Origin of the sequence: Actinosynnema sp. NPDC050436, assembly GCF_040655415.1 — a bacterium.
Lineage (GTDB): Bacteria > Actinomycetota > Actinomycetes > Mycobacteriales > Pseudonocardiaceae > Actinosynnema.
This window is the reverse complement of record NZ_JBFAJV010000012.1, coordinates 1-22170: the sequence shown is the minus strand read 5'-3', so window position 1 is coordinate 22170 and position 22170 is coordinate 1. Positions and strand designations below refer to the sequence as shown.

Genomic DNA, 22170 nt, shown 5'->3' with positions numbered 1-22170 from the left:
TGGCGGGGGCCGCGTGGCGGGACCGTCGTGATCATGGCGAACTCGGGTCGGCTCGCGCACCTGGTGGCGTGGGCGTGCGACATCTGGCTGCGGCGGCGGTGGGAGCTGTGCGCGGCGGTGTGCTGGCAACTGCTGCTCGCGCAGTTCGGGCTGCTGTGCCTGGTGGTCCGCGCCGTGGTGGTGGCGCTGGGACCGGCGTGGTGCGGCGGGCCCTGGTGGCGGCGGTTGGCCGTGGTCGACGCGGTGGAACTGCTGCTGGACGCGCTGGGGCTGCCCGGCGTGCTGCTCGCGCGGTGGGGGGCGCTGGTGGTGTGGTTGCACCGGAGGGCGGCGCTGCGCCGTGCCGGGGGGTGACGCGCAGCGGGCCCGGCCGTCCCGTCCGGACGACCGGGCCCGCCCCGGACAGGGGTCAGGCGGGTCCGGTGGGCAGGTCGCCGACCCGGCAGCCGGCCACGCCCGTGGTGTCGCGGGTGAGCGCCTCGACGTTCTCCTGGGCCTTGGTGGCGTCGGTGACCCAGGTCTTGTAGAAGTCGAACGGGCAGTCCGCCACGCCCTTGGCGCCCTCGCCCGCCGCGTGCACCCCGGTGTAGCCCCGGTGCAGCAGCTTGAACATGTGGTTCTGCGACTGGTCGTGGGTGCGGGCGTCGCGGATCGCCGACACCGACAGCTGCGCGTACTGGATGCCGTACTCCTCCTCGCCGGTCTCGCCGAGGGTGCGGCCGTCGAAGCCGATGATCGCCGAGTGGCCGAAGTAGGAGTACACGCCGTCGAACCCGGCCGCGTTGGCGACCGCGACGTAGCAGTTGTTGGCCCACGCCATGGCCTTGGCCATCAGCACCTGCTGCTCCTTGGCCGGGTACATGTAGCCCTGGCAGCGCACGACGAGCTCCGCGCCCTTCATGGTGCAGTCGCGCCAGATCTCGGGGTAGTTGCCGTCGTCGCAGATGATCAGCGAGACCTTGAGGCCCTTCGGCCCGTCCGCGACGTAGGTGGTGTCGCCGGGGTACCAGCCCTCGATCGGGCACCAGGGCAGGATCTTGCGGTACTTCTGCACGATCTCGCCGGCGCTGTTGATGAGCACCAGCGTGTTGTACGGCGGCTTGTGCGGGTGCTCCTCGTGGCGCTCGCCGGTGATGGAGAAGACGCCCCAGGTGTCGGCCCGGCGGCAGGCTTCGGCGAAGATGTCGGTCTCCTCGCCGGGCACCGGGGCGGCGGTCTCGAACATCTCGCCCGGGTCGTACATGATGCCCTGGGTCGAGTACTCGGGGAACACCACGAGGTCCATGCCGGGCAGGCCGGTCTTCATGCCCACGACCATGTCCGCGATCTTGCGCGCGTTGTCCAGCACCTCGGCCCTGGTGTGCAGCCGGGGCATCTTGTAGTTCACCACCGCGACGCCGACGGTGTCGGGGCTGGAGGAGATGTCACCGTGTCGCATCAGCTCTCCCTTGGCTGGAACGGGGTGGGGGACGCACGAGGTGCGGAGCAGCCGTAGTCGCCCGGCACGCCTCCCTATTGGCACCACTTGTAATATTTTCAAATGAAGGTAAATGGGTGTGCGGGGCCCGTCAAGGGGCCGGGGGTGCCGTGCCGGCGTCAGCGACCGGGGTGCAGGCGGGTGATCACGTCGAAGTCGTAGCCGTCCGCGACGGCCAGGTGCACGTGCTGCTCGGCCTGCGGGCCCCGGAACTCCACCGTCCCGCGCGGACCGTGGTAGGCGACGCCGTCGATGGCGGCGTTCAGCTCCGGCAGGCCCGCCGTGCCCGCCCGGCGCACCAGGCTCGCCAGCGTCCGCAGCCCCTCGTAGCAGGACTCCGCCGCGTTGTTCAGCGCCGGCGCGGACGGGCCGTGCAGCCCGACGTAGCGGCCGAGCAGGTCCATCGCGTCGGCGTTGACCATCGAGCGGAAGTACGCCGCCGACACGAACAGGTTGCGCGTCGCGTCGCACCCGCTGGCCAGGAGCATGTTCTCCTCCATCAGCGGGCTGAACCGGACCAGCCGCTCGTCCAGGCCGCGCGCCGCGAACCGCCGGTTGAACTCCACCGCGTCCTGGCCCACCAGCAGCATCAGCACCCCGTCCGACGCCGACCGCTCGACCTGCTCGACCAGCCGGCCCGCGTCGCCCGTGCCCAGCCGCACGAACGCCTCGCCGGAGATCGTCAGGTCCAGCTCGTGCGCGTACCGGCGGACGGCGGCGGCGGAGGTGTGCGGCCACACGTAGTCGTCGCCGACCACGAACCAGTCCCGCACACCCGCGTTGTCCCGCAGCCACCGCAGCGCGGGGGCGAGCTGGAGCCGGGGCGTCTCGCCGCAGCAGAAGATCCCGGGACGGCGCTCGCCGCCTTCGTAAAGCGAGGTGTAGACGTAGGGCAGTCGCCCCGCGACGACCGGCGCGATCGCGTTGCGCACGGAGGAGATGTGCCACCCGCTGACCGCGTCCACCCGGCCGGCCGCCACCAGCTCCCGCAGCCGTGCCGCCACCCGCTCGGGCACGTCACCGCCGTCGACCACCTCGAAGGAGACCTCGCGGCCCAGGATGCCGCCCTCGGCGTTCAGCTCGCGCGCGGCCAGGTCGGCGATCGCCTCGCAGGAGGGCCCGAACAGCCCGGCCGGACCCTGGAGCGGCACCACCAGGGCGACGCGCCAGTCGGCGCGGGCACGCGAGGCGGTTCCTGCCATCCGGACAACTTCCGACCCTCGGCTGGTTGCTTCCACCGGGAAATCTACACCAGCACGGCCTTCCCCTGCCTCCTGACGCGGGCCGATCCGCTGTCCGCACAACCGGTCGTCGGCTCCGGGAACCTCGCGGGAGCCTGCTCGGCGGTGCCTCGCCGCGACGGAGGTAAGCGTCGTCGTCCCGGGTTCCGATGCCGGCAACAGGAAACCCGTTCCGGTGGCGGCGTCCGCACGTGAGTCTGAGCCCGTGCGAACCTCACCTCACCTTCCCCCACCTGCACCCACGTGCGCGTTCTGCGAGATCGCCGCCGGCCGGGCCGGTGCCGTGATCGTGCGCGAATGGCCGGACGCGATCGCCATCCGGCCGCGCTCCGGCGGCGTCCACCCCGGGCACCTGCTGGTCCTCCCGCGCGTGCACGTGGACGACGTCGGTGCCGACCCGGCGGTCACCGCGACGGTGATGCACCGCGCCGCCGAACTCGTCGCGGAACTGCCCGACGCCAACGTCATCACCAGCAAGGGCAGGGCCGCGACCCAGAGCGTGTGGCACCTGCACGTCCACGTCGTCCCCCGCGAGGCCGGCGACGACCTCCCGCTCCCTTGGACGCCGCAGCACGCCGCACGCGCGACGAGTACGGCGGTCGAGGCCGTCGACTGACCTCTCAGCGCCGGCCGTACCGGGGCCGGGCGACGGCGAACCGGCCACGGGCGATGCTTTCAGGTGGAAGTCTTACAATCGGTGGCAAGTTCCGCGAGAGGGAGGGGTCCGTGGGCGAGCCGCTGACCAGAGCGCTCACCAGGGCGGTCCGCACGGTGACCGGTCACGTCGAGCAGGTGTTGCGCCCCGAGGGCCTCACCCTCGACCAGTGGCTGGTGCTCGCGTCCCTGGCTGAGGAGCACAACCTGACCATGACCGAGCTGACCGCCCGCACCCCGGCCAGCGGCCCCACCGTGACCAGGGTGGTGGACAAGCTGGTCAGCACGGCGGCTGTGTACCGCGAGGTCGACCCCGAGGACCGGCGGCGGGTGCGGGTCTACCTCAGCCCGCGCGGTCGTGCGCTGCACAAGCGGTTGGCGGTCAAGGTGGCCGAGGTCGAGCGCGACCTGCTCGGCAGCGCCGACGCCACCGTGCTGGAGCTGCTGCACCGCCTCGCCGAGAGCTGAGCACGCGGTCGACCGGTCTCGGCGCGCTACGCGAGGTTCTCGAAGCGGGCCGAGGCGGTGGACAGGGCGTCGACGCACGCGCGGATCGCGCCGCGCTCGTCGTCCTCGGCCCGGTTCACCACGTGGATGGTGCGGTTGAGCGGGGGACGGGTGGTGACCACGCGGACGCCGTCCGGCACGGTGTCGCGGCCCAGGCGGGGCACCACCGCCGCGCCCACGTTGCCCGCCACCAGGGCCAGTTGGGTCGGGTAGCTGCCGACCGTGCAGCTGATCCGGCCCGGGTTGCCGTGCTGCCGCAGCACCTGCGCGAGCCAGTCGTGGCAGCCCGACCCGGCGCACCACGCGATCCACGGGATGTCGTCCACCTCCGCCAGGTCCACCGCCTTGCGGTGCGCCAGGCGGTGGCCGGCGGGCAGGACCAGGTCCGCCACGTCGTGCAGCAGGGTCGTCCGCGACAGGGTGGCCGGCACGGCGACCGGCCGGTGCTCCCAGCTCTCCACGACGGCCACGTCCAGCCGGCCGTCGACCACCTGCGGGAGGGTCTCCTCGGCCTCGCCCTCGTGCAGGGTCACCTCCAGGCCGGGGTGCTGGGCGCGCAGCACCGCGAGCACGGGCGGCAGCAGGGCGTGCACGCTGGTCGGGATGGCGCCGATGCGCAGCGGGCCGGTGACGTCGTCGCGGAGCTGTTCCAGGTCGGCGCGCGCCTTCTCGACCTGGGCCAGGATGCCCGCCGCGTGCCCGGCCAGCACGTGGCCGGCGGTGGTCAGGCGGACGGTGCGGCCGTGCGGCTCCAGCAGGCGCTGCCCGGCCTCGCGCTCCAGCTTGGCCAACTGCTGGGACACCCCGGACGGGGTGACGTGCAGCGCGGTCGCCGCCGCCGCCACCGTCCCGTGCGTCGCCACGGCGTGCAGCGCGCGCATCCTCTCCAGCCCGAACACGGTAGGGATGCTACCGGGATCCGCTGACGAACATTCGCTTGTGCTTGATGGTCACGGCCGCGCACGCTGGTCCGGTGACCACGACCGAAGCCCGTCCCGCCGCCGTCGCGCCCGCCCGGCCGAGGGTGGACCCGGTGCTGCTCGCGCTGGCGGGCAGCTTCTGCGTGGCGCTCTCGTCGGTGTTCATCAAGGTGTCCGGGACGACGGGCGCGACCAGCGCGTTCTGGCGGTGCGTGTTCTCGCTGCCGGTCCTGGCCGCCCTGGTGGTGTGGGAGCGGCGGCGCGGCACGGCCACCCGGCTGGTCCTGCTGCCGCTGCTCGCGGGCCTCGGGCTGGGCGTGGACTTCGTGCTGTGGGGCGACGCGATCTCGCTGGTCGGCGCGGGCATCGCCACCGTGCTGCTGTCGGTCCAGGTGGTGATCGTGCCGCTGGTGGCCTTCCTGGTGTTCCGGGAACGCCCGTCGCTCCGGTTCGTGTGCGCGGTCCCGGTGCTGCTGGGCGGGATCGTGCTCGCGGGCGGCCTGGCGGGCACGCCGGCGTTCGGCGCGGACCCGGTGCTGGGCGCGGTGCTGGCGATCGGCGCGGGCGTGGGGTTCGCCGCCTACCTGGTGCTCATGCGGCACAGCTCGGGTCCGGGCAGCCGCGAGCACACGCTGTTCCTGGCCACCGTCTCGGCGGGAGTCGTGGCCGTGGCGCTGGGCGTGCCGACCGGGAAGCTGGACCTGGCGCCGGGGTGGCCCGCGCTCGGGTGGCTGCTCGCGCTGGCGCTGGTCGGGCAGATCGTGGGCTGGCTGCTGATCTCGTCCGCGCTGCCCCGGATGTCCAGCGCGACCGGCGCGACGCTCATGCTGCTGCAACCCGTCGCGGCGATCCTGCTCGGGGTGGGGCTGCTGGGGGAGCGGCCGAGCGCGGTGCAGTTCGCCGGCTGCCTCGTGGTGCTGGCCGCCGTGGGTTTCGTGAGCACCGCGCCGCGCCGGCGCGGGACCGGGCCGGTCAGTCCCGGGGCACGCGGAGGACGTCGCCGGGCCGGATCACGTCGGGGTCGGTGACGGTCTGCGGGTTGGCCGCGACCAGGCGGTGGTGGAGGTTGCCGTCGCCGTAGTGGTGGGCGGCGATGCTCCAGAGCGTCTCGCCGGGCTGCACGGTGTGCTCCAGGTAGACCCGGTAGCCGGGCACGATCCCGGGGCCCCACACCACCGGCACGACCACCTTGTCCAGCTCCGCGCCGTCCTTGGGCGAGATCCAGAAGACCTCGACGAACAGCCGGTCGAGCGTGACGGCCGCGCCGGAGACGTCGACCAGGACCTGGAACTGGCCGTGCCCGCCGCCGCCGTCACCGGCCGTGAACCCGCCGGTGACCTCGTCGTGGCCCTCGTGCACGCGGTAGCTGAAGCCGGCCTCGAACGCGCCGCCGGCGACACCGGCGATCAGGACCGCGTTGCCGACCAGGTCGTGGGCACGGGGCTGCTGGACGTCGATGGACATGGCTGCGCCTCCCGTCGCTGAGCCCGCGAGGCTATCCCGCCCACCCCCGCAGACCGGGGAGGACGCCAAGCGGTTCACCCGTTCGGCACCACCGGGACCCGGGACGTCCCCCGGCGTGGGCCGGAGGACGTCCCGGAGGCTCACACCGCCGCGAACTGCGCCGAGTACAGCCGCTGGTACGCGCCCTCGCGCGCGATCAGCTCGTCGTGCGTGCCCTGCTCGACGATCCGGCCCGACTCCATCACCAGGATGAGGTCGGCGTCGCGGATCGTGGACAGCCGGTGGGCGATGACGAAGCTGGTCCGCGACGAGCGCAGCGCCGCCATCGCGTGCTGCACCAACGACTCGGTGCGGGTGTCCACCGAGCTGGTCGCCTCGTCCAGGATCAGCAGCGACGGGTCGGCCAGGAACGCGCGGGCGATCGTGATGAGCTGCTTCTCGCCCGCGCTGACGTTCGAGCCCTCCTCGTCGATGACCGTGTCGTAGCCGTCCGGCAGGGTGCGGACGAACCGGTCCACGTAGGTCGCCCGCGCGGCGGCCAGCACCTGCTCCTCGGTGGCGGACGGGTTGCCGTAGGCGATGTTGTCCCGGATCGTGCCGCCGAACAGCCACGTGTCCTGGAGCACCATGCCGGTCTGCGCCCGCAGGTCCTCGCGCCGCATCGCGGTGATGTCCACGCCGTCGAGCGTGATCCGGCCCGCGTCCAGCTCGTAGAACCGCATCACCAGGTTGACCAGCGTGGTCTTGCCCGCGCCGGTCGGGCCGACGATGGCGATGGTGTGGCCGGGTTCGGCCACCAGCGACAGGTCCCGGATCAGCGGCCGGTCCGGCTGGTAGGAGAACGCCACGTCGTGGAACTCGACGCGGCCCCGCCGCCGCGCGGGCAGCACGGCCTCGGCCGGGTCGGGTTCCTCCTCCTCGGCGTCGAGCAGCTCGAACACCCGCTCGGCGGAGGCCACCCCGGACTGCATCAGGTTGGCCATGGACGCGACCTGGGTCAGCGGCTGCGCGAACTGGCGCGAGTACTGGATGAACGCCTGCACCTCGCCCAGCGTCATCGCGCCGGAGGTGATGCGCAGCCCGCCCACGACGGCCACCGCCACGTAGCCGATGTTGGACAGGAACATCATCACCGGCATGATCAGGCCGGAGATGAACTGCGCGCCCAGCGACGACGCCACGAGGTCGTCGTTGCGGCGGCGGAACTCCTCCTCGGACTCGCGCTGCCGGCCGAAGACCTTCACCAGCTGGTGGCCGGTGAACGCCTCCTCGATGTGGGCGTTGAGCTGACCGGTGTGCTTCCACTGCGCGATGAACAGCTTCTGCGACCGCTTGCGGATCCGGCCGGTGGCCAGCACCGACAGCGGGATGAGGGCCAGCGCGATCAGCGCGAGCAGCGGCGAGATGGTCACCATCATCACCAGCACGCCGACCACCGTGAGCAGCGCGGTCAGCAACTGGCTCAGCGTCTGCTGGAGCGAGGTCGCCACGTTGTCGATGTCGTTGGTGACGCGGGAGAGCAGCTCGCCGCGCGGCTGCCCGTCGAAGTAGCGCAGCGGCAGCCGGTGCAGCTTCTCCTCGACGTCGGCGCGCAGCCGGTAGACGAACCGCTGCACCACGCCGTTGAGGATGCGCCCCTGCACCCAGCCGAACACCGACGACGCCAGGTACAGGCCCGACACCCAGACCAGCACCTCGCCCAGCGCGCCGAAGTCGATGCCGGGCTCGCCCCGGCCGCGCCGCAGCACGCCGTCGAACAGGATGTCGGTGGCGTGCCCGAGGATCTTCGGGCCCGCCACGGCCAGCGCGACGCTGACCACGCCGAGGACGAGCACGGCGGACAGCGCGGTGCGCTCCCCGCGCATCCGGCCGACCAGCCGCTTCGCCGACGGCCCGAAGTTCTCCGCCTTGCCCATCGGGATGCCGCCGCCCGGGAAGCCGCCGCCCATCCGGGCGGGCGTGGGGCGGTTCGTGGTGGGTGCGCTCATGCGGCCTGCTCCGAGGTGAGCTGGGACCGGACGATCTCCCCGTAGGTGGGGCAGGTGTCCAGCAGTTCGCGGTGGGTGCCGACGCCGACGACGGATCCGTTGTCCAGGACCACGATCCGCTCCGCGTCGATGATGGTGGACACGCGCTGCGCGACGACGACGACCACCGAGTCGGCGGTGTGGGGCCGCAGCGCGGCGCGCAGCCGGGCGTCGGTGGCGAGGTCGAGCGCCGAGAACGCGTCGTCGAACAGGTACACGGCCGGTCGCCGCACGAGCGCCCGCGCGATGGACAGCCGCTGCCGCTGGCCGCCCGAGACGTTGGTGCCGCCCTGCGCGACGGCCGACTCCAGGCCGCCCATCCGCTCCACGAAGTCCCGTGCCTGCGCGATCTCCAGCGCCTCCCACAGCGCCTCGTCGGTGGCGTCGGGCTTGCCGTAGCGCAGGTTGCTCGCCACCGTGCCGGTGAACAGGTACGGCCGCTGCGGCACCAGGCCGAGCCGGTCGCACAGCACGTCGGGGTCGAGGTCGCGCACGTCCGTGCCGTTGACCAGCACCTCGCCGGCGGTGGTGTCGATCAGCCGGGGGATCAGCGACAGCAGCGTGGTCTTGCCCGCGCCCGTGCTGCCGATGACCGCCGTGGTGCGGCCGGCCTCGGCCCGGAACGAGATGTCGCGCAGCACCGGGTCGGCTGCGCCGGGGTAGCGGAACTCGGCGTGCCGGAACTCGACCGAGGCCGCGCGGGGCAGGTCGAGCACCGGGGCGGTCGGCGGCGTGACGGACGAGTCGGTGTCCAGCACCTCGTTGATCCGCTCCGCGCAGACCGAGGCGCGCGGGACCATCATCGAGATGAAGGTCGCCATCATCACCGCCATCAGGATCTGCATGAGGTAGCTGAGGAAGGCGGTCAACGCGCCGATCTGCATCGCGCCGGTCTCCAGCCGCTGGGCCCCGAACCACATCACGGCGACGCTGGAGCCGTTGAACATCAGCATGACGACCGGGAAGATCAGCGCCTGGAGCCGGCCCACCCGCAGCGCGGTGTCGGTGAGCGCGCCGTTGGCGTCGGCGAACCGCGCGGTCTCGGCGGGTTCGCGGACGAACGCCCGCACCACGCGGATGCCGGACAGCTGCTCGCGCAGCACCCGGTTCACCGCGTCGATGCGCTCCTGCATGAGCCGGAACTGCGGCACCATGCGCACCACGATCAGGCCGATGCCGATGATCATGGCCGGCACGCACACCGCGAGCAGCCACGACAGCCCGACGTCCTCGCGCAGCGCCATGAAGATGCCCGCCGTGCACATGATCGGCGCGGTGACCAGGATCGTGCACACCATCACCACGAGGAGCTGCACCTGCTGCACGTCGTTGGTGGTGCGGGTGATCAGCGAGGACGGGCCGAACGCGTTGACCTCGCGCGCGGAGAACTCGCCGACCCGGTGGAACACCGCCGCGCGCACGTCGCGGCCGAAGGCCATGGCCGTGCGGGCGCTGTAGTAGACCGCGCCGGCCGAGCACAGGATCTGGACCAGGGTGACGGCGAGCATCCACCCCCCGGTGGACAGGATGTAGCCGTTGTCGCCCCGGGCGATGCCGTAGTCGATGATGTCCGCGTTGAGGCTGGGCAGGTAGAGCGAGGCGACCGTGCCGACGAGTTGGAGCACCAGCACGATGCCCAGCTCACGCCGGTACGGACGTAGATATGTCCGGAGTAGGCGGTTTAGCAACATTTCCCCCATAAGAAACGGCTAGTGTCTTGCGGTGCGCACGGTAGACCGGTTGGATAAGATACGCAACGTATCTTAGGGGTAGGAGCAGGGTGTCGGAGCCGAAATCACGCCGTCGGGGGGCGGAACTCGAACAGGCCATCCTGGACGCGGCCTGGGCCGAGCTGACCGAGGTCGGCTACGCCAGGTTCACCGTCGAGGGCGTCGCGGCCCGCGCCGGCACCAGCAAGCCCGTCCTGTACCGCCGTTGGAAGAACCGCGCGGAACTCGCCCTGGCCGCGTGGAACCACCGCGTCCCGGTCACCGGGATCGCCCCGGACACCGGCGACCTGCGCTCCGACCTGCTCGCCCTGTTCGCCAAGATCTCCCGGCGGACCGGGAGCCTGATGAGCGAGATGATCGCCGGCGTGATGTCGGAGACGTTCCGGCACCCCGAGGTCGCCGAGCTGCTCCGCTCGCGGCTGACCCAGCCGTCCCCGCTGACCGAGGCCGTGCGGCTGGTGGTCGACCGCGCCGTCGAGCGGGGTGAGCTGCCGCCGCTGGAGGTGCCGCACCGCGCGTTGCGCGCCCCGCTGGACCTGGTGCGCAACGAGTACATCACCTGCGGGCAGTCGCTGGGCGACGAGACCATCGCCGAACTGGTGGACGACGTGTACCTGCCGCTGCTGCGCGGCCTGGGCGTGGTCGACCCGGGCACGGGCGGCCTCGGCGCGGGCGGTCCGGACACGGCGTGACGTGCCGGTTGCGCGCCATTCAAGAATTTCTCAAGCGGGGTGTCGCAGAGTGTGCGTCCGGGCCGCGCGCGGCCCGGGACACCGGCGGCCGGGGGAGGGCCGTCCAGTCCGCGGCGGGGCCGGTGGAGCCCGGTGCACCCCAGGCGCCACGCTCCCGGCCCCGCCGCCCCGCGGCTCGTGAGCACTGCTCGGACCTGACGCCCGGTCCGTCCGAAGAGGTCGGGCGCACCGGGACCCCGGGCGGTCCTGCGGACACCCCTGCGGGTTGTGCGGTCCGGCCGGAACGATCTTGACCTACGCTGGCCCGGACGGATTCCACCGGACTCCGCAGTGCAGGGGAGAGCGAGCGATGGGCCACTCGGCGCGGGAACTGCTCGACCGGATCCGGGAGCAGGTCGCGGGCGACCACGGCGTGAACCGGTTCGTGCCGCTGGTCGCGGCGGGGCGGGTGCCGGTCCCGGTGCTCGGCGCGCTGGCCGCCGAGGAGAGCCGGATCGTGCCGGGGGACTGGCGCAGCTTCCTCACGCTCGCCGCCCGCGCGGACGGCCCCGCCGGGCGCGGCTTCTTCACCAGCCTGTCCGAGGGGGAGGCCCTGGCCCTCCCGCTGCTGGCACCGCTCGCGGCGGCGGCCGGGCTGGACGAGGAGGCGGTGCGCGACTACCGGCCGCAACCGGGCTGCCAGGCGTACGCGGCCTACGTGGCGTGGCTGGCGCTCAACGCCGACCCCGCCGTCGCGGCGGTGGCCGTGCTGACGAACTTCGCCGCGTTCGGCGAGTACTGCGCCACGATCGCCGCCGCGCTGCGCGACCACTACGGCTTCGACGAGGACGCCCGCGCGTTCTTCGACTTCTTCGGCACGCCCGCGCCCGAGCTGGAGCAGCAGGGCCTGGCGGCGGTGCAGGCGGGGATCGACGCGGGGGTGTCGTTCGACAAGGCGGTGGAGCACGTGCGCCTGTTGCAGGGCTACGAACTGATGTTCTGGAACACGCTGGCGGACTTGGCCGAGGTCTAACCGACCACGCGGCCGGCGGTGGGCGAGTCGATGCGGCCCGCCGCGTGCAGGTCCAGGAACAGGTCGACCACGTCCGGGTCGTAGCGCGAGCCACGGCCGGAGCGCAGCTCGTCGCGGGCGGCGTCCACGGACAGGGCCCGGCGGTGGGGGCGGTCGGTCAGCATGGCCGCCCACACGTCGCACACCGCGACCAGGCGGGCCTCCCAGCGGATCGCGTTGCCCGCCAGGCCCTGCGGGTAGCCGGTGCCGTCGTAGCGCTCGTGGTGCTGCCGGATCGCCTGCGCCACCGGGAAGAACCCCGGCACGGTGTCGGCCAGCCGGAAGCCGTGGTCGGCGTGCGCGCGCACCAGCGCCCACTCCTCCCGGTCCAGCGCGGACGGTTTGGTCAGCACCGCCTCCGGCACGACGATCTTGCCGATGTCGTGCAGCCGGCCCGCCAGGCCCGCGACCTTCACCGCGTGCTCGTCGTGCCCCAGCTCGGCCGCGAGCAGCCGGGTCCACCGGCCCACCGCGCGGCTGTTGTGCGGCGCGGACAGCGTGGCGTCGACCTGGTCGGCGACCCGGCACAGGTGGTCGAGCGCGGCCGGGTCGCAGTCGGGGCGCACCGCGCCGACCACCGCCCGGTCCCGGCCGGACACCTTGGCCGCGTACAGGGAGCGGTCGGCGGCGGCGATCACCTCGGCCGGGTCGCCGGCGTGCTCGGGGTAGCAGGCCGCGCCGACCGACACCGTCGCGGCGAGCCACACCGAGTCGCTCACCTCGATCGGGGCGCCCGCCACGCTGTCGCGCAGCCGCTGGGCGATGGCGGCCAGCTCGGTCGGGCCCGCGCCGGGCACCAGCAGCGCGAACTCCTCGCCGCCGTAGCGCGCCACCACGTCGCCGGCCCGCGCCGCGCGGCGCAGCCGGTCCGCGATCTCCACCAGCACCTGGTCGCCGGCCGGGTGGCCGTGACCGTCGTTGATGGACTTGAACCGGTCGACGTCGGCGATGAACACCGCCACCGAACCGCCCGCGCGGCGGGCCCGCTCCACCTCGATCGGCAGTTGCGCCACGAAGAACCGCCGGGTGTGCAGGCCGGTCAGCGCGTCGGTGATGGCCAGCCGCCGCTGGTCCGCGACCAGCACCGCCAGGCGGGCGATCACCAGCACGAACAGCATCGCGCACGCGGCGGCGACCACCGGGATGTCGTGGAAGTTCCCGGTCGCGTGCTGCACGACCAGCATCGCGGGCGCGGTGAGCGCGGCGACGCACAGCGCGGCGATCCGACCGGGCCCCAGCACGTTCTCCCGCACCGCCGTCGGCTCGGCCACGGCGGACCGGGTCGGGTGCAGCGCCGCCGCGCCCAGCGCGAGGTTGCCGGCCAGCCAGATCGCGTCGAGGAAGTTGCCGGCGTGGAACGTGCCGTTGAGCTGCTGCAGGACGTAGAGCGTGTCGGCGGTGAGGATGGCCAGCAGGTTCGCCGCGAGCAGCGCGAACGAGCCGGAGCGCTTGCCGGTGCCGAGGAAGAGCCGGATCGCCACGGCGAGCATCGCGAGGTCCATCACCGGGTAGGCCACCGAGGCAACGGTGACCAGCGCCGGCTGGTCGAGGCGGGCGCGCGGGCCGATCAGGTACAGCCAGGACAGCATCGCGGCGACGACCGCCAGCACGGACGCGTCCAGCGCGCTCTGCACGTCGCGGCCGGGCGTGCGGCGGCCGATCAGCAGCAGCAGGGCGGCCACGGTGAGCGGGTAGTGGCCCAGGTAGAAGACGTCGGCGAGGGACGGGTAGCCGGTCAGGCCCAGCAGGTAGTGGTTGACGTAGAAGGTGCAGTCCGCCACCGAGTACACGACCTGGCCGAACCCGAGCAGCAGCCACGGCAGCCGCGCGCCCGTGCGCAGCCGCAGCGCACACACCAGCACCACGACCGCCGCCGACGTGCTGGTCAGGCAGTACATGACCACGCGGGCGGCGATCCCGACCCCCTCCCGGGGGATGGCGTAGTAGCAGGCGATCGCCACCAGTCCGGCGCTGAGGTAGCCGAGCCAGGCCCTGCCCGGGGCCGGGCGGGGGCCGTTCGCACTCATCGATGAACTCCGAGGTGTCGCCTGGGTGGTGGTGGTCGAAATGGCACGCCGGGACGGCGGCGGCGCCCACCGTCGTTGGATCATGCCGTACCCGCTGGACGTGGGGAAAGCGAGGGCGGCTGGTCCATTCGTGTTAATCGGAGCCGGGCCGAATGCCTTTCACGTCACGGTTCCCGCTGGTCAGGTGGTCTGGGACCGCGACCTCATCGATCTTTCCTCATGTTTGCGCGGCCATTCCCGGTGACCGGGAAATCAGCTGATCTACGACTGGAATATTCCACTCTATAACTTCAGTGTGGAATGAATCAAACCGTCCGGGGGAACCGTGGGCGAGCAGGGAGAACTGTCCGAATCGCCCGGATCGGCGGCGGGCACCCTCCGGGCGGCGCGGACCGGGCGGGCGGCGCGGGACGGACCGGAGCAGGACAGTAGGCTGCACGGCCGTGGCGGACACCCAGTACGAGGACCTGTTGCGGCTGGTGCTGACCTCCGGGACGGCCAAGGCCGACCGGACGGGCACCGGTACCCGGAGCGTCTTCGGGCACCAGTTGCGCTACGACCTCTCGCGCGGGTTCCCGCTGGTCACGACCAAGAAGGTGCACCTGAAGTCCGTCGTGCACGAGCTGCTGTGGTTCCTGCGCGGCGACTCCAACGTCGGCTGGCTGCGCGAGCACGGCGTCACCATCTGGGACGAGTGGGCCGACGCGGACGGCGACCTCGGCCCGGTCTACGGCGTCCAGTGGCGCTCCTGGCCCACCCCGGACGGCAGGCACGTCGACCAGATCTCGGCCGTGCTCGACACCCTGCGCCGCGACCCCGACTCGCGCCGGATGGTCGTGTCCGCCTGGAACGTCGCCGACCTGGACCGGATGGCGCTCGCGCCGTGCCACGCCCTGTTCCAGTTCCACGTCGCGGGCGGCAGGCTGAGCTGCCAGCTCTACCAGCGCAGCGCGGACCTGTTCCTGGGCGTGCCGTTCAACGTGGCGAGCTACGCCCTGCTCACGCACATGGTCGCGCAGCAGGTCGGCCTGGAGCCCGGTGACTTCATCTGGACCGGCGGCGACTGCCACGTCTACGACAACCACGTCGAGCAGGTGACCGAGCAGCTCGCGCGCACCCCGTACGAGTTCCCCCGGCTGAGCCTGCGCCGCGCCGACTCGCTGTTCGGCTACGCGTACTCCGACGTCGAGGTGCTCGACTACCGGCACCACCCGGCGATCAAGGCCCCGGTGGCGGTGTGAGCGTCGGGCTGATCTGGGCGCAGACCCCGGACGGCGTGATCGGCGCGGGCAACGCCATCCCGTGGCGGCTGCCGGAGGACGTGGCGCACTTCAAGGCGACGACGCTGGGCCACCCGGTGGTGATGGGGCGCAGGACGTGGGACTCGCTGCCGCCCCGGTTCCGCCCGTTGCCGGACCGGCGCAACATCGTGGTGACGCGCGACCCGGACTGGTCGGCGGGAGGCGCGGAGCGCGCCGGGTCCGTGGTCGGCGCGCTGGACCTGGCGGCCGGCCCGGAGGGGTCGGGCGAGGTGTGGGTGATCGGCGGCGGCGAGATCTACCGCGCGGCGCTGGAGCACGCCTCCGTGCTGTCGGTGACCGAGGTGGACGTGCGGGTGGACGGGGACGCGTTCGCCCCCGTGCCGGGTCCGGAGTGGGCGGTCGCCGAGGACGGTGGCTGGCAGTTCTCGAAGACCGGCCTGCGCTACCGCATCCTCGAGTACACCCGGTGACCGCGTGCCCGGCGGGAGGACGGGTGCCCGAGCACGTGCGGTGATCTCGCCGGGGGAGCGTCAGGCGTCCGCGTCCTGGACGGGGCGCAGGATGACCCTGCCGATCACCTCCACGAGCAGTGCCGCGCCCGCGCCGACGGCCGCGCCGACGGCGAGGCGCTGGGGTGTCACGTCGAGCAGGAAGATGCCGGTGCCGAGCGCGGGGACGGCGAGGATGAGCGCGAACGCGCCGGCCAGCACCGCGACGAGCGCGACCTTCCAGGCGGTGAACGGCCGGGCGAGCAGGGACAGCGTCCAGAGCGAGGCGATCGCCACGGTGATGGTGGCGACGGTCTGCGCGGCAGCCGGGCCGGCGTCGGGTTCCAGGCCCCGGATGGTGAGGTAGCCGGCGAACGCGGCCACGCCGATGACCGAACCGGTCGGCACGGCGAGGCGGAGCACACGGCGCAGGAAGCCGGGGACGTAGCGGCGGCGGTTGGGCGCGAGGGCGAGCACGAAGCCCGGGATGCCGATGGTCGTGGCGGAGATCAGGGTGAGCTGGATCGGGGCGAGCGGGTAGGCCAGCGAGGTGGCGACCACGATCAGCGCGAGGACCAGCGAGTAGACGTTCTTGACCAGGAACAGGTTCGCGGCGCGCTCGATGTTGGCGATCACCCGGCGGCCCTCGGCGACCACGTCGGGCAGGTGCGCGAACCGGCTGTCGAGCAGGACGAGCTGGGCGACGGCGCGGGTGGCGGCGGCTCCGTTGCCCATGGCGACGCCGATGTCGGCGTCCTTGAGCGCCATGGCGTCGTTCACGCCGTCGCCGGTCATGGCCACGACGTGGCCCCGGCGTTGCAGCGCGCCGACGATGGCGCGCTTCTGCTGGGGCGTGACGCGGCCGAAGACGGTCTTGTGCTCCAGGACGTCGGCCAGCTCGTCGGGGTCCTCGGGGAGGGTGCGGGCGTCGACGGCCTCGGTGGCGTGCTCGATGCCGGGCAGCCCGACCTGGACGGCGACCGCGCCGACGGTGCGCGGGTTGTCGCCGGAGATGACCTTGAGCGCGACGCCCTGGTCGGTGAAGTAGCGCAGGGTGTCGGCGGCGTCGTCGCGGATGTTCTCGGCGAGCACGACGAGCGCGCGGGCGGTGAGGTCGGCGGGCAGGTCGGTGTCGCGCACCGGGGACGGGGTCTGCGCGAGGACGAGCACGCGGCGGCCCTCGCCGGCGATGTCGGCGGCGGTGGACAGCAGCGGGTCGTCGCCCGGGTCGGGGAAGACCATCTCCGGTGCGCCAAGGACCCAGGTGCCGTGCCCCTCGGCGACGACGGCGGACCACTTGCGGGCGGAGGAGAACGGGACGCCGCCGGCGTTGGTCCAGGTGGGGTCGGTGAACTCGGCGGCGAGCGCGGTGGAGGTGGCGTTGGCGTCGGGCGCGGCGGCGCACAGCGCGAGGGCCTCGCGGACGTCGGGGTCGTCGTCGCGGGCGGTGACCAGCCGGTCGAACACGATGTCGCCGTGGGTCAGGGTGCCGGTCTTGTCCAGGCAGACGGTGTCGACGCGGGCGAGCACCTCGACCGCCGGCAGCTCCTGGACGAGGGTCTGCTTGCGGGCCAGCGACACGGCGGCGATCATGAACGCGAGGCTGGTCAGCAGCACCAGCCCCTCGGGGACCATGCCGACGAGGGCGGCGACCGCGCCGGTCGCGGCGTCCTGCCAGCCGTGGGTGTCCGGGACGCGGAACTGGCTCCACAGCAGCAGCGGCGCGACCACCAGCATCATCAGCGAGATCCAGCGCAGCAGCTTGTTGGTGCCGGCGACCAGCTCGGAGCGCACCACGGTGAACTGGCGGGCTTCGGCGGTGAGCCGGGTGGCGTAGGCGTCCGCGCCGACGTGGGTGGCGCGGTAGCGGCCGGTGCCGGCGACGACGATCGAGCCGGAGCGGACCTCGTCGCCGACCGCCTTGTGGATCGGGTCGGACTCGCCGGTGAGCAGCGACTCGTCGATCTCCAGGCCGGTCGAGGCGGTGACCTCGCCGTCGGCGACGACCTGGTCGCCGGTACGCAGCTCGACCAGGTCGTCGGCGACCACCTCGGCGACCTCGACCTCGGAGGTGGTGCCGTCGCGCACGACGCGGGCGTGCGGGGCGTTGAGGACGGCGAGCCGGTCGAGGGTGCGCTTGGCGCGCAGCTCCTGGAACACGCCGATGGCCGTGTTGGCGACGATGACCAGGCCGAACAGCCCGTTCTGCCAGCGGCCGGTGGTGAGGATGACGATGAACAGGGCGAGCAGCAGCCCGTTGAACGGGGTGACGACGTTGGCCCGGATGATCTGGGCCGTGCTGCGGCTGGTCTGCGCGCCGACCGCGTTGGTCCGCCCGTCCGCGACCCGCTCGGCGACCTGGTCGGCGGTCAGGCCCCCGTCCCTGTCTTCCGGTGCGACCAGCGCGGAACTCTCGGACATCCCCACCTCCACCGACCTGTGCTGCGGGCCATCCTGCCCCCGACGGGGTGATCGCGCCCGGTCGGGTCGACGTGTCGGTCCGCGGTCCCGGGGCTTCGGGGAGGGGCCGGTGCCGGGTCGCGGGCGGCGGCCCGGTCCGGGCGCGATCGGCGGGTGGTCCGGGGGCGTCAGCGCAGGTCGGCGGGTGGTGCCGGGCGGGTCAGTGCAGGTCGGCGACTGCGGCGGCGGCGTTGTCCGTGCCGCCGGCGTCCAGGGCGGCGGCCACCAGCAGCCGGGCCGCCTCGGCGGGGTCGGCGGCGGCCCCGGCGGTGCGGGCGATCGCCCCGGCGTCGAGCAGGTGGTGCACGCCGTTGGTGACCAGCACGAGCCGGCCCGGTCCCGGCGGGCCGGCCGCCCAGCCCGGGACGCCCTTGCGGGCGGTGGTGGTGACCACCCGGTCCAGCCTCGGCGCGGCCCGCACGCCCCGCTCGCGCAGGTACTGCCCGATCGTGTGATCTGCGGTGAGCGGGAGCGCGGTGGCGCCGGGGGTCTGCGGCATGAAGTAGGCGCGGCAGTCGCCGACCCACACCACGCACCACCCGTCGCGGTCGCCCGCCGCCACCGCGTACGTCGTGTCGCCCGCGCCGGCGTCGGGGGGTGCGACGGCCGCCGTCGCCTGGTGGGGGAGCCTGCTGACCGGCACGGTCGGCGCGGTGTCGGCCAGCGCGTGGCGCACGGCGGGCGGGGCGCCGGCCGCGTCGGCTCCCCACGCCTCGTCGGCGGCGACGGCCACGGCGAGCCGCGCGGCCTGCGCGGCTGCGGGCGTGTCGCCGACGCCGTCCGCGACGGCGACGGCGAACCGGCCGGTGGCCGTGCGGGCGGTGGCGGCGTCGGCCGACACCCGCCGCCGGCCCTGAGCGGTGGCCCAGCCGGTGGTCGGGACGTCGGGCCGGACCAGGTGGTCGAGAGCGGTCATGCGGCGGCCCTCCGGTGCGCGGAGACGGTGCTCTGCCACCGATGGTCCATCCGGATGCTGAGGGCAGCCTGTGAGTTCCCTGTTGGCAGTCCTTGGGTTCCCGCCCGCCTCACCCACTGCGGGTGACCATCTCGTCGCCCACAGTGTTCACGCCCGCGCCGCCGACCCTCCACCGTTGACACTCCACTGCCGACACCCGCCGCCCTGGTCGCGCCGACCTCCCGCCGGTGGACGGTCAGAGCAGGCCGCGTTGTCGGGCCACCACCACGGCGTCCCGGCGCTGGCTGACGCCCAGCTTGCGGTAGATGCCGCGCAGGTGCGTCTTCACGGTGTTCACCGACACGTACATCGAGTCGGCGATCTCCTCGGTGGTGCGCATCGACGGCAGTTCCACCAGCAGGTCCAGCTCGCGGTTGGTCAGCGGGTCGACGTGCCCGGACGCCTGCGCGGGCAGCGCCGGCATCACGGAACCGGCGAACCGGTCCAGCCGGCCGAACCGCCCCACGCCGACGCCCAGCAGGTCCCGGACCGGGGTGCCCGCGTCGACGAAGGGCCGCACCACGCCGAGCGGTTCGGCCAGCGCCAGCGCCTTGGCCAGCGCCTCGTGCGCCCGGTGCCGGTCACCGGCCCGGTCCACCAGGACGGCTTCCAGCAGCCACGCGTCGACCCGCGTGGTCGCCGCGACGGCCCGCACCTCGCCGCGCAGCAGAGGTTCCAGCAGCCGGCGGGCCTGGCCGGAGCGCGCCCGGTGCGCCTGGACCACCGCCTGGAGCAGGGCCGTCTCGCCGCCCGCGCCCAGCGCGGCGGACGCCCGTTCGGCGAGTTCCACGGCCCACCCCAGCTCGCCGACGCGCAACGCCATCCGCTGCGCGGTCGGCGCGACGTAGGCGAGCAGGGGAGCGGCGACCGACCGGTCGTCGGCCGCGCCCCACCGCCGGCGAAGCTCCGCGACCACGGCGTGCGGGTCGTCGGCGTCGTCGAAGGTCACCACCGCGTGCAGGCTGCGTGCGGCCAGCCCGGTGGTGGTGTCCGCGCCCTCGGACAGGTGGTCGGTGGCCAGCCGGGCGAACCGGGCGGCGCGCTCCCGGTCGTGGCGCAGGTGGCTGCGCAGCCCGAGCAGCACGTACGCCATGATCACGGCGGGCCGGGCCGCCCAGCGGCGTTCGGCGGCGAACTCGACCGCGTGCCGCGCGCGCTCCTCGACCAGCGGCAGCTCGCCCCGGGCCGCCGCGAGCACCGCCAGTTGCACCTGGCAGTGCAGCGCCGCGTAGTCCAGGCCGCCGCGCAGGGCCAGGTCCAGCGCCCGGCGCAGGCCCTCCTCCGCGCGCGTGCGCGCGCCGCGCCGCAGGGCCGCGATGCCGTGGCTGAGCAGCACCAGCACGTCGAGGTCGCCGTCGCCGCTGCGGCCCACCGGGGGTCTGCCGAGCCCGTCCGACGGTGCCGGCGGCGGGTCCGGGAACCGGTGGCGCTGGGCCAGGACCCCGGCGTGGAACGCCCGCAGCGCGTCCGACCGGAGCAGCCGGGGCGACTCGTCCATCCGCTCCAGCGCCCGGTCGGCGGCGGTGACGTCGCACGCCTCCAGCGCGGCGGTCGCGGCGACCAGCGCCACGCCCGGCCGGGCCGTCAGGTGGCCGGGCAGCCTGCCGAGCAGCTCGTGCAGCCGGTCGCCGTCACCGCGCAGCACCACGCCCAGCCCGGTCCGCTCGACCAGGTCGCCCGCCAGGTCGCGGTGGTCGGCCGAGAGGGCGTGCTCCAGCGCCGTCAGCGGGCGGCCGTGGTCGCGGTGCCACTCGGCGGCCACCCGGTGCAGCCGCCGCCGCGCCGGCGGCCGGGTGCGGGCCAGCTCGCCGTCCAGGAACGCCCGCAGCACGGGGTGCACCCGGTACCACTGGCCGGGCTGGTCGACCCGGCTGACCAGGGCGTTGGTCCGGTCCAGCCGGTCGAGGATCTCGCCGGAGTCGCACCGGTCGGACAGCGCGGCGGCCAGGTCCGGGGTGACCGCGTCGCACACGCTGGTGGACAGCAGGAACCGGCGCACGTGCTCCGGGTGGTGGTCGAGCACCTCCTCGTTCAGGTAGTCCGCGACCGTCCGGTCGTCCGCCGGGAACGCGGGCCTGCCCCGGGTGGTCAGCGACATCGCGGCCAGCCGCAGCCCGACCGCCCACCCCTCGGTGCGCCGCAGCAGCACGTCCAGCTCGTCCGGCGCGGGTTCGATGCCGTGGTTGCCCAGCAGCACGGCCGCCTCCGCCGCCGTGAACGCGAGCTCCACCGCGCGCACCTCGCGCAACCTGCCCTCGACCCGCAGCCGCGACAGGTGCAGCGGCGGCGGCGTGCGCGACGCGATGACCAGGCGCAACCGGTCCGGGGTGTGCCGGGCCAGCAGCGCCAGGCCGCGCACGGCGTCGGGCGCGGTCAGCTCGTGCACGTCGTCGAGCACCAGGCACACCGGGGTGGTGATGGTGTCGGACGCGGCGATCAGCGCCTCCGGGAAGCCGGCGCCGGCGGGCGGCAGCGCGGCGCAGCCTGCCCCGGCCAGCGCCTCGCGCACGGCGGACCACAGGTGGCGCGGGTCGTTGTCGTGCTGGTCCAGCGTCACCCAGGCGGGGCACGGCGCGAGCGGGTCGACGGCCCGCCGCTCGGCGAGCCTGCGAACCCACAGCGCCAGCAGCGTCGTCTTGCCCGCACCCGCCGGGGCGCACACCGCGGTGAGCGGCGGCGGGCGGTGCGCCCCCGAGGTGTGCTCGTCCAGCGCGTCGAGCAGCCGGTCGCGGGGGACGGGAACGGGTGCGGTGGCGGGCGCACGCAGCTTCGGCGGCGAGACCGGCGGCGAGACCGGTTCCGCGTCGGGTGCTGCGGTGAGCTCGTGTTCCGGCATGGTCTGTCGTCTCCTGGTTCAAGCGCACTGCCGCCCGGCGGCCACGGCCCGAGCACACCCGGGGCGGGGGTGCGCCGCGCGGGCCGGCAGTGCCGGGGGAAGAGGGGACCGGGGGCCACGGTCGTGGTCCCGGGTGGGGCGGGAGGGTGTCGCGTCCCGGGTGGACCCCTCCCGCCCGGCGTTGTCGATCGTGGTCGTCCGCCGGCGGCTGATCTTCAACCGAACCGGGTGGCCGGTCGCGCCGGCATCACCCCGCGCAGGTGAGGCGCGGCACCCCGGCGACTGGTGGACTCGACCGCGCACCGACCCGGCGGCCGGGGCGCACACCCCCGGCCCCCCGCCCCGGCGGGCCCGCCGCGCCGGCGCGCGACACGACCGG

Annotated in this window: 19 protein-coding genes; 9 read left to right on the top strand and 10 right to left on the bottom strand. The window is 73.8% G+C overall.

Annotated elements, in window-relative coordinates; all coding sequences use genetic code 11:
- Positions 1–33: 33 nt before the first annotated feature.
- On the top strand, positions 34–354 hold the full coding sequence (locus AB0I60_RS26370; protein ID WP_360733937.1) for a hypothetical protein: 321 nt from the start codon (positions 34–36) through the stop codon (positions 352–354).
- Between the two features lie 55 nt (positions 355–409).
- Here the strand turns inward: AB0I60_RS26370 and AB0I60_RS26365 are convergent, their stop codons facing one another.
- Complete coding sequence (locus tag AB0I60_RS26365; protein WP_360733934.1) at positions 410–1438, bottom strand: aliphatic amidase; 1029 nt, start codon at positions 1436–1438, stop codon at positions 410–412.
- Between the two features lie 158 nt (positions 1439–1596).
- Positions 1597–2679 (bottom strand): substrate-binding domain-containing protein, encoded by a 1083-nt coding sequence (locus AB0I60_RS26360; protein WP_360733931.1) that lies wholly within the window; start codon positions 2677–2679, stop codon positions 1597–1599.
- A gap of 244 nt (positions 2680–2923) precedes the next feature.
- On the opposite strand from AB0I60_RS26360, the gene AB0I60_RS26355 reads away from it, so the two are divergent.
- Together AB0I60_RS26355 and AB0I60_RS26350 are read left to right on the top strand one after the other, a co-directional pair.
- On the top strand, positions 2924–3334 hold the full coding sequence (locus tag AB0I60_RS26355; protein ID WP_360733928.1) for an HIT family protein: 411 nt from the start codon (positions 2924–2926) through the stop codon (positions 3332–3334).
- A 110-nt stretch (positions 3335–3444) separates the two neighbouring features.
- Positions 3445–3840: a MarR family transcriptional regulator gene (locus tag AB0I60_RS26350; protein WP_360733926.1), complete on the top strand. Its 396-nt coding sequence runs from the start codon at positions 3445–3447 to the stop codon at positions 3838–3840.
- A gap of 26 nt (positions 3841–3866) precedes the next feature.
- Here the strand turns inward: AB0I60_RS26350 and AB0I60_RS26345 are convergent, their stop codons facing one another.
- Positions 3867–4778: a LysR family transcriptional regulator gene (locus AB0I60_RS26345; RefSeq protein ID WP_360733924.1), complete on the bottom strand. Its 912-nt coding sequence runs from the start codon at positions 4776–4778 to the stop codon at positions 3867–3869.
- A 74-nt stretch (positions 4779–4852) separates the two neighbouring features.
- Between AB0I60_RS26345 and AB0I60_RS26340 the strand changes: the two genes are divergently transcribed.
- On the top strand, positions 4853–5827 hold the full coding sequence (locus AB0I60_RS26340; protein ID WP_360733921.1) for a DMT family transporter: 975 nt from the start codon (positions 4853–4855) through the stop codon (positions 5825–5827).
- Here the strand turns inward: AB0I60_RS26340 and AB0I60_RS26335 are convergent.
- The 3 genes from AB0I60_RS26335 to AB0I60_RS26325 all read right to left on the bottom strand — a co-directional run bounded on the left by AB0I60_RS26335 (position 5772) and on the right by AB0I60_RS26325 (position 9978).
- Entirely contained in the window at positions 5772–6263 is a 492-nt protein-coding gene (locus tag AB0I60_RS26335) for a Gmad2 immunoglobulin-like domain-containing protein (protein ID WP_360733919.1), read from the bottom strand. The two genes, AB0I60_RS26340 and AB0I60_RS26335, sit on opposite strands and share 56 nt — an antisense overlap.
- Positions 6264–6403: 140 nt before the next feature.
- Positions 6404–8251 (bottom strand): ABC transporter ATP-binding protein, encoded by a 1848-nt coding sequence (locus AB0I60_RS26330; RefSeq protein ID WP_360733916.1) that lies wholly within the window; start codon positions 8249–8251, stop codon positions 6404–6406.
- On the bottom strand, positions 8248–9978 hold the full coding sequence (locus AB0I60_RS26325; RefSeq protein ID WP_360734525.1) for an ABC transporter ATP-binding protein: 1731 nt from the start codon (positions 9976–9978) through the stop codon (positions 8248–8250). The genes AB0I60_RS26330 and AB0I60_RS26325 overlap by 4 nt, the downstream gene beginning before the upstream one ends.
- 92 nt (positions 9979–10070) lie before the next feature.
- Between AB0I60_RS26325 and AB0I60_RS26320 the strand changes: the two genes are divergently transcribed.
- Positions 10071–10712, top strand: a complete 642-nt coding sequence (locus AB0I60_RS26320) for a TetR/AcrR family transcriptional regulator (RefSeq protein ID WP_360733913.1) — start codon at positions 10071–10073, stop codon at positions 10710–10712.
- Between the two features lie 349 nt (positions 10713–11061).
- Positions 11062–11724 (top strand): transcriptional regulator, encoded by a 663-nt coding sequence (locus AB0I60_RS26315; protein WP_360733910.1) that lies wholly within the window; start codon positions 11062–11064, stop codon positions 11722–11724.
- On the opposite strand, the gene AB0I60_RS26310 is transcribed toward AB0I60_RS26315, so the two are convergent.
- The gene (locus AB0I60_RS26310; protein WP_360733908.1) at positions 11721–13790 is read right to left on the bottom strand and encodes a diguanylate cyclase; all 2070 of its coding nucleotides are present in this window, start codon (positions 13788–13790) and stop codon (positions 11721–11723) included. The genes AB0I60_RS26315 and AB0I60_RS26310 overlap by 4 nt on opposite strands.
- Before the next feature lie 443 nt (positions 13791–14233).
- Here AB0I60_RS26310 and AB0I60_RS26305 point away from each other — a divergent pair, with 443 nt between their 5' ends.
- Both AB0I60_RS26305 and AB0I60_RS26300 read left to right on the top strand, forming a co-directional pair.
- Complete coding sequence (locus tag AB0I60_RS26305) at positions 14234–15031, top strand: thymidylate synthase (RefSeq protein ID WP_360733906.1); 798 nt, start codon at positions 14234–14236, stop codon at positions 15029–15031.
- On the top strand, positions 15028–15522 hold the full coding sequence (locus AB0I60_RS26300; protein ID WP_360733903.1) for a dihydrofolate reductase: 495 nt from the start codon (positions 15028–15030) through the stop codon (positions 15520–15522). Before AB0I60_RS26305 ends, AB0I60_RS26300 begins: the two co-directional genes overlap by 4 nt.
- 60 nt (positions 15523–15582) lie before the next feature.
- Here the strand turns inward: AB0I60_RS26300 and AB0I60_RS26295 are convergent, their stop codons facing one another.
- From AB0I60_RS26295 to AB0I60_RS26285, 3 genes are all read right to left on the bottom strand, one after another.
- Positions 15583–17961 (bottom strand): HAD-IC family P-type ATPase, encoded by a 2379-nt coding sequence (locus tag AB0I60_RS26295; protein WP_360733901.1) that lies wholly within the window; start codon positions 17959–17961, stop codon positions 15583–15585.
- A gap of 199 nt (positions 17962–18160) precedes the next feature.
- Complete coding sequence (locus AB0I60_RS26290) at positions 18161–18916, bottom strand: protein phosphatase 2C domain-containing protein (protein ID WP_360733898.1); 756 nt, start codon at positions 18914–18916, stop codon at positions 18161–18163.
- Between the two features lie 235 nt (positions 18917–19151).
- Positions 19152–21791, bottom strand: a complete 2640-nt coding sequence (locus AB0I60_RS26285; RefSeq protein WP_360733895.1) for a LuxR C-terminal-related transcriptional regulator — start codon at positions 21789–21791, stop codon at positions 19152–19154.
- Between the two features lie 160 nt (positions 21792–21951).
- Between AB0I60_RS26285 and AB0I60_RS26280 the strand changes: the two genes are divergently transcribed.
- Positions 21952–22170: hypothetical protein (locus AB0I60_RS26280; RefSeq protein ID WP_360733892.1), on the top strand; the 219-nt coding region annotated here is incomplete at its 3' end.

Excerpts from the sequence above, each read along its gene's own strand:
- AB0I60_RS26370 (WP_360733937.1), top strand. The coding sequence starts at position 34 with ATGGCGAACTCGGGTCGGCTCGCGCACCTGGTGGCGTGGGCGTGCGAC.
- AB0I60_RS26365 (WP_360733934.1), bottom strand. The coding sequence starts at position 1,438 with ATGCGACACGGTGACATCTCCTCCAGCCCCGACACCGTCGGCGTCGCG.
- AB0I60_RS26360 (WP_360733931.1), bottom strand. The coding sequence starts at position 2,679 with ATGGCAGGAACCGCCTCGCGTGCCCGCGCCGACTGGCGCGTCGCCCTG.
- AB0I60_RS26335 (WP_360733919.1), bottom strand. The coding sequence starts at position 6,263 with ATGTCCATCGACGTCCAGCAGCCCCGTGCCCACGACCTGGTCGGCAAC.
- AB0I60_RS26330 (WP_360733916.1), bottom strand. The coding sequence starts at position 8,251 with ATGAGCGCACCCACCACGAACCGCCCCACGCCCGCCCGGATGGGCGGC.
- AB0I60_RS26315 (WP_360733910.1), top strand. The coding sequence starts at position 11,062 with ATGGGCCACTCGGCGCGGGAACTGCTCGACCGGATCCGGGAGCAGGTC.
- AB0I60_RS26310 (WP_360733908.1), bottom strand. The coding sequence starts at position 13,790 with ATGAGTGCGAACGGCCCCCGCCCGGCCCCGGGCAGGGCCTGGCTCGGC.
- AB0I60_RS26295 (WP_360733901.1), bottom strand. The coding sequence starts at position 17,961 with ATGTCCGAGAGTTCCGCGCTGGTCGCACCGGAAGACAGGGACGGGGGC.
- AB0I60_RS26290 (WP_360733898.1), bottom strand. The coding sequence starts at position 18,916 with ATGACCGCTCTCGACCACCTGGTCCGGCCCGACGTCCCGACCACCGGC.
- AB0I60_RS26285 (WP_360733895.1), bottom strand. The coding sequence starts at position 21,791 with ATGCCGGAACACGAGCTCACCGCAGCACCCGACGCGGAACCGGTCTCG.